We start from the raw sequence: 13,624 nt of genomic DNA, 5'->3' as shown, positions 1-13,624 counted from the left end.
CAGATGCGGCCTGTGCTACTTGGTTCCGCGCCAGCCGCTAGCATATGCGATTTTCAGATCGGCTGCGCAGCGTTTAAACCGCATCTCCCAGCGCCGCCAGCAGGTCAGCCTGGTGTTCTGCCGCCAGCGCATTGGTCAGCTCTTCCAGGTCGCCGTCCATGATGAAATCGAGTTTGTACAAGGTCAGGTTGATGCGATGGTCGGTCATCCGGCCTTGCGGGAAATTGTAGGTGCGGATGCGCTCGCTGCGGTCGCCCGAGCCGATCAGCGATTTGCGGGTCGCAGCCTCTTTCGACTGCTGCGCGCGCAGCTGGCCATCCTTGATGCGCGCCGCCAGCACTTTCAGGGCAGACGCCTTGTTCTTGTGCTGGCTGCGATCGTCCTGGCATTCGACCACGATACCGGTCGGCATGTGGGTGATGCGCACCGCGGAATCGGTCTTGTTGATGTGCTGGCCGCCGGCGCCCGAGGCGCGGTAGGTGTCGATGCGGATATCGGCAGGATTTATGTCGACGTCGCCGACTTCATCCGCCTCCGGCATGATGGCGACGGTACAGGCGGAGGTGTGGATACGGCCCTGGGTTTCCGTCGCGGGCACCCGCTGCACGCGATGGCCGCCGGACTCGAACTTGAGCCTGGAGTAGGCGCCGAAGCCGATCACGCGCACGATGACCTCCTTGTAACCGCCGACTTCCGACGCCGATTCCGACACCATCTCGACCTGCCAGCGGTTGCGTTCGGCGAAGCGCGTATACATCCGCAGCAGGTCGCCGGCGAACAGCGCCGACTCGTCGCCGCCGGTGCCGGCGCGGATTTCCAGGAAAATATTGCGTTCGTCGTTGGGATCCTTGGGCAGCAGCATCTTTTGCAGGTCGCCCTGGAGCTGTTCCATGCGGGCTTTTGCCGCCACGATCTCATCCTGGGCGAATTCCTTCATGTCCGGGTCGGATTGCATTTCTTGCGCCGCGGCGATATCGGCGTCGGCTTGCAGGTAGGCCTGGTACAGCTCAACCAGCGGCCCCAGTTCCGCATGTTCGCGCGTCAGCTTGCGATAGCTGTCCATGCTGGCGGTGGCGTCTTCCTGCATCAGCAGGTCGCCGACCTCGACCAGGCGATTGGCGAGTTGATCGAGCTTGGCGAGCATTGATGGTTTCATGGCGGGTTTCAGTCAGGGCAAGGCGAATCGAAAAGGGGATGCAGCAGTGCGCAGGGCAGGCGATTGCTCGCGGCCGCGCAGGGTATAGCGGCAGCTGCGCTAACGTTTGGTGCGGAACAGTTGCGGCAGGAGGGCTGCCAGGCGCGCGCGTTCGTCGCCCTGGGCATTGTGCAAAGCCTGTTGCGGGCCGTGCATGAATTTGGCGGTCAGGCCCTTGGAGAGCGCTTCCAGGACTACTTCGATATCTTCGCCCTTGGCCAGCATCTTGCGGGCGCGCTCCAGCTCCAGCCGGCGCATGGCTTCGCTCGATTCCTGCAGGTCCTGGATCAGCGGCACCACCGCCCGGTTATCGACCCAGTGCATGAAGGACTGCACCCGGGTTTCGATGATGGCTTCTGCTTGCGCTACGGCGGCCTGGCGATTTTCCATGCCAGTCTGCACGATCGAACCGAGGTCGTCGACGGTGTACAGGAAAATATCGTCGAGGCGGCCGATTTCAGTTTCGATATCGCGCGGCACGGCCAAGTCCAGCATGAACATCGGTTTGTGGCGCCGCGCCTTGACCGCGCGTTCGACCATGCCGAGGCCGATGATCGGCAAGCTCGATGCGGTGCAAGAAACGATGATGTCGAAATTGCCCAGCTGCGTCGGCAATTCGGCCAGCCGTATGGCCTGGCCGTTGAAACGGTGCGCCAGCAATTCGGCGCGTTCCAGGGTGCGGTTGGCGACTGTCAGGGATTTCGGATTTTGCGCGGCAAAGTGGGTGGCGCACAACTCGATCATTTCGCCGGCGCCGATGAACAGCACATGCTGGCCGGCGACGGTATCGAAAATCCGTTCCGACATGCGCACCGCAGCGGCGGCCATGGAAACGCTATGGGCGCCGATTTCGGTAGTGCTGCGGACTTCCTTGGCGACCGCGAAGGTGCGCTGGAACAGCTGGTGCAGGTAAGTGCCGAGGCCGCCCGCCGCTTCTGCATGGCGCACGGCATCCTTCATCTGGCCCAGGATCTGCGCTTCACCCAGCACCATCGAATCAAGCCCTGAAGCCACCCGGAACGCATGGCGCACGGCATTGTCTTGCGGCAGCGTGTACAAATGCGGCCGCAACTCGGCGTAGGGCAGCTGGTGGTAATGCGCCAGGAAATGTGCGGTGGAATCGATAGAAGCGTCGACGCCATGCTCGAAATTGGCGGCCGCATACAGTTCGGTGCGGTTGCAGGTTGACAGGATGGCAGCTTCATCCGACATGCTCACTGCATTGCCGCCGCTGAACCAGGCGCGCGCCGCCATCACCGCCTGACCGATCTGGTCAGTCGGGAAAGCCACCTTTTCGCGCAGGGAAACGGGCGCGGTGGTGTGGTTAAGTCCGACGGTTAACAGTTGCATAGAAACAGGTGCATGGATGCGGTTGGCAGCAGGGTTGGCAATGAAACGGGGCAATATTGTTAACCCAAGATTATACTCTTAGTAGCCAGGGAGGAAATTCCAGCCTGGCTGGCCCTCGGGGCAGCTTAGGTGAGGGCTGGCAAAGTGACAATGAAAGTGCTGCCTTCGCCCAGGGTGCTTTCCAGCGAGATTTCACCAAAGTGCCGTTCCACCACGGTTTTTACAAACACCAGGCCGAGGCCGGTGCCGTCCGTATGCGGCTGGCCCGGGGCGCTGACGCGCTGGAAGCGCTGGAACAGCTTGGCCTGGTCATGCGGCGCAATGCCAAAACCCTGGTCGGTGATGCGGCAGACTACCTGCGGCAGCAATTTGACGTATTTCAGGCGCAAGGTGCAGGTAATCCGGGTATCCGGCAAGCTGTAGCTGATGGCGTTGGAAATCAGGTTGCACAGTGCGCGCGCCATCAGCGAGCGATCGATATTGGTCAGGAATTCCTGACCCTCGATATCCGTGATCAGCTCGATCTTCTTGTTGTGGGCAAGGCTCCACATTTCATCGACGGCGTCATACAGCACATCCTGGAAATCGACTTCTTCCAGCCGGTATTCAGACGATTCGGCGCGCGCCAGCTGGACAAAATTGTCCGCCAGCCCCAAGGTCTTGCGCGCCGCCTGCTCCAGCCGCGCGAAAAACTCCTTCTGCGGCAGCGCCGAGGACGGGTTGCCTTGCAATTCGAGCAAAGCCAGGATCGAGGCTTGCGGCGCACGCATGTCGTGCGACAGGAAACGCAGGGTTTCGTCGCGGCTGCGTTCGGCGGCGCGGATGATGGTGATGTCGACGATGCTGACGATCCAGCCGGTCAGCACCTGGTGCGCGGAATGGCAGGGGCCGCTCTTGATCAGCAGGTCGCGCCCTTGCTGGTCCTGCACCGTGGTGCCGCTGGTGAGGGTGGCCACATGCTCGAGGTCGATCAGGTCCCACCAGCTGAAGACGTGGCCGGCGGCGGTATTGCCGGCTTGCGGCGTGCTCATGTTGGAAAACAGGTAGGGCAGCAGCGCGCCGTCGATATTGCGGATGCCGGCGGCGGCGAAATAATCCCGCGCAAACTGGTTTGAGACAAGCACGTGGCCGTCGATGGTGGTGATCAGGGTGGCGTCCGGCAGGCTGTTCACGCTGTCGGAGATGAACTGGCGCAAATCGCGCACGCGGCGCGCCGCGACCCGCATGGCGTTGATACGCTGCTCGAGCAAGTCTTCCACTTGCTGCGGCGCCCGTTCGGTATTCACTTCAGGCAGCAGGTGCGGTTCCTGGTCCAGCAGCATGAATTCCTGGCCAAGATAGGAAATCGCCGATTCGAGGCGGATCCAGTTCCATATGGGATGGGCGATGGCGAGCGCGATCAGGGCTGCGGTCGGGGCGATCCAGATCCCCAGCATCAGCAGCAGATAGCTGGCCGCCATCGTCAGCAGCATCAGGGTGGCGGTGATCAGCAAGGAGATGCGCGGCGTCCACAGCAGGTAGCTGGAGAGCGCAATGAGTACGGGCACGATGCTGAACAGCGCAGTTTGCAGCGGCCGGGCGATGCTGATCGATTTGTGGTCGAGCAGGCCGGCCAGGATATTGGCGTTGATCTCGATGCCCGGCATGACGCCGGAGGTGCCCGACACCGGCGTCGGAAAAGTGTCCGCCATGCCGAGCGCGGTGGGGCCGATCAACACGTATTTGCCGGTGAAAAACTGATCGGGCACGTCGCCGCGCAATACCGAGACATAGGGCACGGAACGGAAATGGCCGCTGCCGCCGGCGAACGGGATCTGGATCTGGTAATCGCGTTGCCAGCTGTCGGCCTTGTGCGGGGCGGGATCAACCGGCGTCTCGCTTAACCGTGCGCCTGGCAGGCTGCCGTCCGCGTTGGTAATATTTTGCCCTGCGACGCCGGCCAGCGCTACCGCAAAATGCGACCACCATTTGCCGTCCTGGCCTTCTCGTAGAAAGACGCTGCGCACTACGCCGTCTGGATCGAGCTCCAGGTGCACATGGCCTATGCCGCGTGCGGCATTGAGGAAATCGGGCGTCGGCAGCAGGGCTTTCAGGCCGGGGCCGGCGCTGGCAGCGACCATCGGCAGCACCGTCAGCTTGCTGGCCGCAAGCGCCTTGGTCAGCGCGCGATCATCGGCGCGCTGGCCGGGGGACTGCCCTTGTTCGGCCTCCGGCATGATCACGTCCAGCCCGATCGCCAGCGGATTGGCATGCATGATCCGGTTCAGCAGTTTGGCGTGCAGGCTGCGTTCCCATGGCCAGCGGCCCAGCTTGTTGATGCTGTAGTCGTCGATGGCGACGATGATGATGTCGTCGCGCGCCGGCCGCGAATCGGCCCGCATGAACTGGTCGTACAAGGTGCGGTCGAGGCGGCCAAGGCCGTTGACGTAGCCCATGCTGCCGGCGACGATCAGCATCAGTATGGTGATCGCCATCCATTGGCGGAACGCTACCCGTTTGATGAGCGGAATGACCTGCTTGATCATGAACAGTCGGCGAAAGGTGGCATGGTCGTGGCAGGCTTAATGTCCGGTCTGGGTGTTGCCGCCGACATTGAGCAAGGGCGAACCGTCGCTGGTGATCCAGCGGCTGCCGATATACACTTTTTGCGAGGGCGAGAAGGGGCCGACATAACCGTCGGCGTCGATCGCCTTGATGCGGATGAAATAGGTGCCGTTGCCTGGGCGCGGGACGGTGATCTCCGGCGTCGCCGTGGTTTGCGTCAGCAGCAGTGCCGAGTAGCCGGCGTCGCGGCCGATTTCGACCACGAATGTCTGTCCCGGTTCTGCGCTCCAGCGGAACGACAGGTCGCCGTCGACCGCATCGGCGATCTTGGGAACCTGCAGCGCCGGCAGCAAGTTGAAGCGTTGCGGATCGCCGTAAGGTCCCTGGTCGCTGCCCGTGCCCTTGCTTTGCTCGACGATGGTCGCCACGCGCCAGAAGTAAGTGCCCAGCGCCAGCTTTCCGGCGCTGAACTGCGGCGCAGCGAGGGCCGGCTGGTCAAGCACCAGCTGCCTGAATTCGGCATCGCTGGCGACTTGCAGATGATAGGCTTGCGCGTTGCCGACTTCGGCCCAGCTGAACATGACGTCTTCGGCGCGCGATTTGTTTTTAGGTTCGATCGAAATCGGCGGTTCGGGCCGGGCTTTTAATGTGAAGGCGGTGATCTGCGGAATGCCCTGCAAGCCGGTCTGGTCGAGCGCGGTGATGCGGGCGAAATATTTGCCGTCCTCAAGCCCGTTGACCTTGAGTTCCGCATTGTCCGACTCGGCCTCGCTGACGACATTGCGCGCATCGGCATCGGTGGCGATTTGCGCACGGTAGCTGCGCGCGCCGGCTACCGGAGCGACGCTGAAGCGCACCGTCGGCCGCTCCTGCAGCTGCGGGCGGCCATTGAGCTGCGGCGCCGGCAACAGCGCAACTGCCTTGCCCACCCCTTTGATATTGGTGACGTTGCCTTGCCCCGGGCGCAGGGTCAGCGCCGGCGCCTGGTTTTTCTTCGCCACCGCGACGCCGCCGCTCAGCACTTCGGTCATGACTCTGTCGCCGACCAGGTCGACCCGGAAGTCGGTGCCGCGCACACCGGCCACCGCCAGCGGCGAATGGACTTCGAAACGGCCTTTGTTCTTGTCCAGCGGCGAGACCTTGGATTCGACCCGGCCTTTCAGCAGCGTGATCTCGGTGCGCGGGCTGTTGGTATAGCGCGCGGTGCGCAGCTTGCTCAGTTTTACCTGGCTGTTGGACGGCAAGGCGACATGCGACTGGTCCGGCAGGCTGAGCGACAGGAAGCTGTTGCTGCCGGTATTGATGACCGTGCCTTCGCTCAAGGTGGTGCCGATGCCGATCTCGATCGGGCGGCCATCGGCGCCGACAGCGTCGATATTGCCTGACATGGCTGCTACCTGGGCCGTGCTCGGATCGTCCGGCAGCAGCGCCACCGGAATGATGATGGCGGTGCCGACCGGGATTGTGCGGTCATTCTCGATATGGTTGAGTTTCGCCAGCTGCACCCAGTTGTTCTTGCTGGAAGTCAGCTGGGCGGCGATCACGCCCAGGGTGTCGCCGAGTTGCGCGCGGTAGGTGATGGTCGCCGCGCCCACCTGCACTGCGGCCGGATCCAGCGCCGGCGGGGCAGCAAATAGCGGCGCCCCTGCAAGGCAGAGCGCCAGGAAAGCTATTTTGGTGAATGTGCTGCGCATATCTGTCTATCAGCGCAACCGAAACGCGCCTTATCCTGTTAGTTGTTCTAGTCGATAACCGTAGCTATAAACCGGAGCGAGTCGATAGCCGTTTTCTGGTCGTAATTGTAACTTACTCCGCACCCGCGAGACGTGGGTATCCATGGTACGGGAAGGAATGTCGACATCACGCGACCATACGGCTTCGAGGATATAGGCGCGCGACAGAGGGCGGCCCAGGTTGCGAAAAAACAACAGCGCCAGGTCGAATTCCTTCTGCGTGATCTCGATCGGCTTGCCGGCCAGGGTCAGGCGGCCTGAGCGTGTTTCAAACAGGTAATCGTTGAATACGATCTGTTCGCTCGAATTCTGGATCGGATAAGCGCGCCGCAACAAGGCTTGCACGCGCGCCACCAGCTCGCTGCGGCGGATCGGCTTGATCATGTAGTCGTCGGCGCCGGCGGCCAGGCCTTCGACAATGTCATCCTCGCCGGAACGGCTGGTGATGAACAGCACCGGAATGGTTTTGGGAAGTTTGTCTCTGACCCAGCGCAATACCTCGGGGCCGCTGAGATCAGGAACCTGCCAATCCAGGACCAGCATGTCGTAGCTTTCCCGGCGCAGCTGGTTCAGTATTTCTTTGCCGCTCTGGAATGGATGGCAGATATGCCCACTGGATGTGAGCACCTGGCAAACTAGATCGGTTTGACTGGGGTCGTCATCAAGGACAGCAATTCTCATATTTTATATATGTTAGGTGACTTCAGCGCTGGGGGCCGGCATCGGTGTTGTGGCGAATACAAGGACGAATACATGGACTATATTAATCTTATTGCTACATTGCTGTAGATAAATATTCTATATATTTCCAGTGTCTTTCAATTGCCACAAAAAATTAAATAATTCAGTGGTGCCGGATGTGTTTGACAAAGCCCATGCCAAGACTTTAACCGAAGCGGTATTTGTCTGGCGATACATGCGATTGTCATACAGTGTATGACGGGATTTGTAAAATTCCACCAGCGGCGCTCAATAACGAGAGCCTGTCCGGGCCTGCGATCCTGGCCGGTCGCTGCACGGATTGCGGCCGGCGCGGCTAGCGCGGCATTGCGCTGAATTCAGCTGCAGTCAGAAATGCCGGGTTACGCGTCCGGCAGCACCACGTTGACATCCAGCACTTCCAGATTTCCCTGGCGATCCAGAGAAATCTTGATGTCGTCGGCATTGACCTTGGTGTATTTGGAAATCACCTCGATCAGCTCCTTGTGCAGCGCCGGCAGGAAATCATGGCCCGAGCGGCCATTGCGCTCGCGGGCAATGATGATCTGCAGGCGTTCCTTGGCGGCCGATGCTGTTTTAGGCTTGCTGTTAAACAAGAACGAGAGCAATGCCATGTTATTTCCCTCCAAAGATGCGGTGCAGGAAACCCGGTTTTTCATAGGAGGTAAAGCGCAGGGTGACGTCGTCGCCGAGGAAGCGCGAGACGACATCTTCGTAGGCCAGAGCGACATCGCTGCCCTTGATATGAATCGCCGGATTGCCCTGGTTGGAGGCATGCAGCACCGATTCCGATTCAGGAATGATGCCGATCAGCGGAATCCGCAGGATATCCTGGACGTCGGTGTACGACAGCATTTCGCCGGCTTCGACGCGTTTGGCCGAATAGCGGGTGATCAGCAGGTGTTCCTTGACCGGCTCGCCGCCGTTTTGCGCGCGCCGCGATTTCGCCTGGATGATGCCGAGGATGCGGTCGGAGTCGCGCACTGACGATACTTCAGGGTTGGTGACGACGATCGCCTCATCGGCAAACGTCAGCGCCATCACGGCGCCGCGTTCGATGCCGGCCGGCGAATCGCAAATGATGTATTCGAAATCCATCTTCACCAGGTCGTTGAGGACGGTCTCCACGCCTTCTTCGGTCAAAGCATCTTTGTCGCGGGTTTGCGAAGCCGGCAAGATGAACAGGTTTTCGCAATGCTTGTCCTTGATCAAGGCCTGGGTCAAGGTTGCTTCCTTGTTGACCACATTGATCAGATCGTACACCACGCGCCGTTCACAGCCCATGATCAGGTCCAGGTTGCGCAGGCCGACGTCAAAGTCGAGCACAGCGGTTTTGTGGCCGCGCATGGCCAGACCCGATGCAAAACTGGCGCTGGAGGTGGTCTTGCCAACCCCGCCTTTGCCGGACGTAACAACGATGATTTTTGCCACGAAGAGCTCCTTTGTTATGCATTGCGGGACAGAGTTTAAGAGTCGCCGCCGTGCGACGAATTACTCTGTCCTCAACTGATTAGATAAAACGGTTAATGTAACGAGCAGATTCCCTTAATTACGCGACGCGGAATTGAGCGATAGTACGTCAATCCTGTCGCCGCTCAGGCGAATTTGTGCCGGCTGGCCCTTTTGTTCCGGCGGCAAGCCGTTTTCGAAAGTGCGGTAGACGCCGGCGATGGAGACCAGTTCGGCCTCCATGCTGGCGGCAAAAATGCGCGCCGAGGTATCGCCGCTGGCGCCCGCCAGCGCGCGTCCGCGCAATGGCGCATAGACGTGGATGCTGCCGTCGGCGATGATTTCGGCGCCATTGTTGACTGTGGCGGTGATCACCAGGTCGGCGTCGCGCGCATAGATCCGCTGCCCCGCACGTATCGGTGTATCGATGATCATGGTGCTGGCGGCAGCCTTGGGAGGCGCGGCGGCCGGTGCGGCGGGCGGCGGGGCTGCAGCGGCAGGCTCCTGGCGCGCCGCAACGACGTGATCGATGCTCAGGCCGCTGGCGATGATGTCGGCTTCCATTTCCGCCGGGGCATTGCGTACGGCAACTGCGTTCAGGCGATATTTTTTCAGCAGTTCTATCAGTTGTGGCCAGTCCATGGGCGAGCGGTCCGGCCCCAGTGCGGCGACATCGATGACGGCAAATTCATTGTCAAAGAAGTCGGCGCTGCCGCCGGTCATCTCCTGCAAAGCGGCTTCCAGCGCCATCGGATCTGAATCATGCAAGATGGCGGATACGGCCACCACGGTTGCAATTTTTATTTCAATCGGCTTGCGGGATTTGTTTTTGAGCATAAAGCAGTGAGGTATATAGGCAACCAAAGCGGAAAATGCTGATGGATTGGTTTATAGAACGTTTAGGCGGCAAATGGTTCGCTTATCTGTTTGCTTAAGGGTATATAAAATATTGTCCTGTTTTGCGATCTTACCAAATCTCGGGAAGATCACGAAAAAAGCATAGCTGGGCTGTTGTTCCTTCATGCCGCCGCACTCGGCCTGAGCCGGGGATTTTCACGGGTTTTCACTGTTACGCAATGCGCCGCAAATGCAAAAAGGGCTTAGCCGAAGCTAAGCCCTTTTTCTGTTTTTGGTGGCCCGGGGCGGAATCGAACCACCGACACAAGGATTTTCAATCCTCTGCTCTACCGACTGAGCTACCAGGCCAAGGGACAGGAGTATAGCAAAACATTTTCGATCCGCAAAGCCCCTTGTTGAAACTTCTTGAAAAAACTTTGCCTTGCTCGATTTGTGAGCGGCAACTCCAAGCCTGGATGCGTGGAAACCCATATTTAACGGGGCGCACAGGGCTTTGCGGGCGTAGTCGTTATAATGGCGGCATGAAAGATATCGCATCAATCTCGAAAAATGCCGGTGCCGCGCCGATGGCGAAATACGATATTTGCATCGTCGGTAATGGCGCTGTCGGCAAGGCGGCGGCGCTGGCTTTGGCGCAGGCAGGTTTGCGCGTCGCTTTGCTGGGGATGCCGCCGCCGGCGGCGGTTGCCGCGCCGGAGGCTTGGGACACGCGCGTCTATGCGCTGAATCATGTGGCGCGCAGCCTGCTGTCGACGGTCAAGGTGTGGGACGCCCTGGATCCTGAGCGGATAAGTCCGGTGGAAGGCATGGCGATCAAAGGCGGGACCGGCAGCGCCGCCGGCAATCTTGCATTTGACGCTTACAGCGCGCGGGTCGATGCGCTGGCCTGGATTGTGGAAGACCGCAATCTCAACCAGGCGCTGGATGCGGCGCTGAAATTTTCTTCGAACGTGCGGCTGCTCAGCAGCCGCATCAAGTCTCTGCAAGTAACTGCGGATGCGGCGGCGCTGCAGCTGGAATCGGGCGAAACTGTCAGCGCTGCGCTGGTCGTGGGCGCCGACGGCGCCCAATCCTGGGTACGCAGCCAATGCCAGATCGGGATCGATTACCGCTCATATAAACAGCGCGGCGTGGTCGCCAATTTCTCGTGCGAGCGGCCGCACCATGGCATTGCCTGCCAGTGGTTCACCGAAACCGAGGGCATTGTCGCCTTGCTGCCGTTGCCTGGGCAAAGGGTATCCCTGGTGTGGTCGGCGCCGGAGGCCCTGGCGCTTGAATTATTAAACGAACCCCTGTCGGAACTGGCCGCGCGGCTGACGGCGCTGGCCGGCGACAAGCTGGGACAGTTGCAGCCCCTGCAGCCGGAGCTGGCGCAAGCATTTCCGTTATCCTTGCTGAGGGCCCATGCGCTGGTGGCGCCGCGTGTCGCTCTGATCGGCGACGCCGGCCACGTGGTGCATCCGCTGGCCGGACATGGCATGAACCTTGGATTCGGCGACGTCGCGGCTTTGGTCCAGGTGCTGGCCGAGCGCGGCGCCCACCGGGATTGCGGCGATGCCGGCGTGCTGGCGCGTTATGCGCGCGCGCGCAAGGAAGAAATAGTCCTGATGCAAATGACGACCGATGGATTGGAGCGGCTGTTTGGCTTCGATTTCGGACCCTTGCGTTTGCTGCGCAATGCCGGGTTGAACTTGCTGGATAAAGTACCGGTCTTAAAAAGACAATTGATGGCCCACGCTTTGGGTCGGACAGCTGACAAAGAATAACTGGAACAACGATGAAAAAAACAAGCGTGGTATTGACAACCCTGGCGGCCCTGATGGGTTTGTGGGCAAGCGCTGCCGGCGCCGAGACCTTGCAGGAAGCCGCGGTCAAGAAACTGATAGAGCCGCGCCTGGGAGACAACGTCAAGGTCGATGAAGTGACCAAGACTCCATATTCAGGCTTGTTTGAGGTGCGCGTCGGCAACGATATCTTTTATACCGATGCCGCCGCCAAGTACGTGTTCGTCGGCCGCATCATGGATGCCCAGACCTCGCGCGACTTTACCCGCGAGCGGGTTGATGAACTGAGCAAGGTCAAGTTCTCGGACTTGCCGCTGGAGCTGGCCATGAAAAAGGTCAAAGGCAACGGCAAGCGCGTGATCGCGGTGTTCGAAGATCCTAACTGCGGCTATTGCAAGCGCTTCCACAAGACCACGTTGCAGGAAGTCGACAACGTTACCGTGTACACCTTCTTGTATAACATCCTGGCCGAGGATTCCGCCGTCAAGGCCCGCAATGTCTGGTGCAGCGCCGACCGCAACAAGGCCTGGACCGACCTGATGGTCGACGGCAAAGCCGCCGCCGCCGCGCCGGCAGCCTGCCAGGCGCCGAACGACAAGGTATTGGCGCTCGGCCAGAAATTGAACGTGACCGGCACGCCTACCATCATTTTTGCCGATGGTTCCCGTACGCCAGGCTGGATCGATGCGAAAGCCATGGAAGCGAAATTCAGTTCTTTGAAATGAAGCAGACGCCTGCCATCCGGCAGGCGCGACTTCTCCCTGAAACCTGTCATGGGTGTTCAACCAAATAGCAAGCAAATGAGCGGACAGGTAAGCGGTCAAATAAGCGGCCAAATCGTCGGCCTGCTGCTGGCCGCCGGCCGCGGCCGGCGTTTTGACCCGAGCGGTGCGCGCAGCAAATTGCTGCAACCGTTGCCGACCGCCGATGGTCGGACGGTGCTGGCGACTGCTGCCGGCAATCTGGCCGCGGCCCTGCCCATCTGTGTTGTGTTGCGCGGTGATGCCCCGGATCTGGCTGCACAAGTTGCCGCTTACCCTTGGGTGCCATGCGAAACCGCCGATGACGGCATGGCGGCGTCGCTGCTCTGTGGCCTGGAGCAGACCGCAGATGCCGCAGGCTGGGTAATTGCCTTGGCCGACATGCCCTATGTGCAGGCGGCGACCATCCAGGCACTGGCGTCGGCGTTGCGTCAAGGCGCCGGCATTGCGGTGCCGACCTGCCTCGGCCGGCGCGGCAATCCGGTCGGCTTCAGCCGCCGGCACCTGCCGCAGCTGCTGGCGCTGCAAGGCGACCATGGCGCGCGCAGTCTGTTGCAGTCGTATCCCGTAGTTGAAGTGGCGGTGGATGATCCCGGCATCCACCAGGACATCGACACCGTCGCCGATATACGACAATCGACGGCCTGAAGCCGGCAATCCGCCGTACTTTTCAGCGCCAGGCGACCGAGGCCGGGCCTGCCGGGCGCAATCCCGCTACACTATCGTCTTTTTGCGCAGCCAGCGCTGTTTCTCCTGACGAAGCCTCCAGATGAATCCACATTTCCTGAACAAACGTATTATTCATTTACTCGGTTATGCCGGATTGATTCCGTTCGTGCTGCTGACGCTGGCGTGCTGGCTGGTCAACACCGACTGGCTGCGCGATTTTATCCGCGGACAGCTGGCCTATGGCATCGCCGCCCTGTCTTTTCTCGGCGGGATACACTGGGGTGCAGTGGTGTTGCGCGCCGACCTGTCGGCCGATCATACAAAAAAGGCCCTGATCTGGGGCGTGGCGCCGACCAGCATCGCCTGGTTCTCGACCATGGCCGGTGGTTTCGGATTCGCCTTGCTGATTGCCGGGTTTATTGCGGCTTACCAGGCCGACAAGCGCCTGTTCCCATGGTACGGCTTGCCGACCTGGTTCATTGAATTGCGTTTCAGATTGACATGTGTGGCGGTGGCGGCGCTGATGCTGACCGTGATTGCCGGTAACGTTCGAGGATAGAG

Annotated in this window: 12 protein-coding genes and 1 tRNA gene; 4 read left to right on the top strand and 9 right to left on the bottom strand. The window is 60.5% G+C overall.

The window, feature by feature from the left end; translation table 11 throughout:
• Window positions 1–73: 73 nt before the first annotated feature.
• The 9 genes from prfA to CFter6_RS21895 all read right to left on the bottom strand — a co-directional run bounded on the left by prfA (window position 74) and on the right by CFter6_RS21895 (window position 10,197).
• Window positions 74–1,156 (bottom strand): peptide chain release factor 1, encoded by a 1,083-nt coding sequence (gene prfA, locus CFter6_RS21935; RefSeq protein ID WP_082814940.1) that lies wholly within the window; start codon window positions 1,154–1,156, stop codon window positions 74–76.
• Window positions 1,157–1,255: 99 nt separating this feature from the next.
• Window positions 1,256–2,545, bottom strand: a complete 1,290-nt coding sequence (hemA, locus tag CFter6_RS21930) for a glutamyl-tRNA reductase (RefSeq protein ID WP_061541714.1) — start codon at window positions 2,543–2,545, stop codon at window positions 1,256–1,258.
• Window positions 2,546–2,670: 125 nt separating this feature from the next.
• Complete coding sequence (locus CFter6_RS21925) at window positions 2,671–5,070, bottom strand: CHASE2 domain-containing protein (RefSeq protein ID WP_061541713.1); 2,400 nt, start codon at window positions 5,068–5,070, stop codon at window positions 2,671–2,673.
• A 36-nt stretch (window positions 5,071–5,106) separates the two neighbouring features.
• Window positions 5,107–6,783, bottom strand: coding sequence for a FecR domain-containing protein (locus CFter6_RS21920; protein ID WP_061541712.1), 1,677 nt, complete (start codon window positions 6,781–6,783; stop codon window positions 5,107–5,109).
• Between the two features lie 30 nt (window positions 6,784–6,813).
• Window positions 6,814–7,503: a response regulator transcription factor gene (locus tag CFter6_RS21915; RefSeq protein ID WP_014007885.1), complete on the bottom strand. Its 690-nt coding sequence runs from the start codon at window positions 7,501–7,503 to the stop codon at window positions 6,814–6,816.
• Window positions 7,504–7,904: 401 nt separating this feature from the next.
• Window positions 7,905–8,156: a cell division topological specificity factor MinE gene (minE, locus tag CFter6_RS21910; protein WP_038493233.1), complete on the bottom strand. Its 252-nt coding sequence runs from the start codon at window positions 8,154–8,156 to the stop codon at window positions 7,905–7,907.
• 1 nt (window position 8,157) lies between these two features.
• Window positions 8,158–8,973 (bottom strand): septum site-determining protein MinD, encoded by an 816-nt coding sequence (gene minD, locus CFter6_RS21905; RefSeq protein ID WP_061541711.1) that lies wholly within the window; start codon window positions 8,971–8,973, stop codon window positions 8,158–8,160.
• 114 nt (window positions 8,974–9,087) lie between these two features.
• Complete coding sequence (gene minC, locus CFter6_RS21900; RefSeq protein ID WP_061541710.1) at window positions 9,088–9,828, bottom strand: septum site-determining protein MinC; 741 nt, start codon at window positions 9,826–9,828, stop codon at window positions 9,088–9,090.
• Between the two features lie 293 nt (window positions 9,829–10,121).
• Window positions 10,122–10,197, bottom strand: a tRNA-Phe gene (locus tag CFter6_RS21895).
• Between the two features lie 173 nt (window positions 10,198–10,370).
• Here CFter6_RS21895 and CFter6_RS21890 point away from each other — a divergent pair.
• The 4 genes from CFter6_RS21890 (at window position 10,371) to CFter6_RS21875 (ending at window position 13,622) form a co-directional block, all read left to right on the top strand.
• Window positions 10,371–11,615, top strand: coding sequence for an FAD-dependent monooxygenase (locus CFter6_RS21890; RefSeq protein ID WP_061541709.1), 1,245 nt, complete (start codon window positions 10,371–10,373; stop codon window positions 11,613–11,615).
• 11 nt (window positions 11,616–11,626) lie between these two features.
• Window positions 11,627–12,358 (top strand): DsbC family protein, encoded by a 732-nt coding sequence (locus tag CFter6_RS21885; RefSeq protein ID WP_061541708.1) that lies wholly within the window; start codon window positions 11,627–11,629, stop codon window positions 12,356–12,358.
• A gap of 75 nt (window positions 12,359–12,433) precedes the next feature.
• Window positions 12,434–13,042, top strand: coding sequence for a nucleotidyltransferase family protein (locus tag CFter6_RS21880; RefSeq protein WP_061541707.1), 609 nt, complete (start codon window positions 12,434–12,436; stop codon window positions 13,040–13,042).
• Between the two features lie 121 nt (window positions 13,043–13,163).
• Complete coding sequence (locus CFter6_RS21875) at window positions 13,164–13,622, top strand: DUF3429 domain-containing protein (protein ID WP_014007878.1); 459 nt, start codon at window positions 13,164–13,166, stop codon at window positions 13,620–13,622.
• Window positions 13,623–13,624 lie beyond the last annotated feature (2 nt).

It is taken from the genome of Collimonas fungivorans, from assembly GCF_001584145.1.
GTDB classification, from domain to species: Bacteria; Pseudomonadota; Gammaproteobacteria; order Burkholderiales; family Burkholderiaceae_D; genus Collimonas; species Collimonas fungivorans.
The sequence above is the reverse complement of the archived record's forward strand: the minus strand, read 5'-3'. Positions and strand labels throughout refer to the sequence as shown.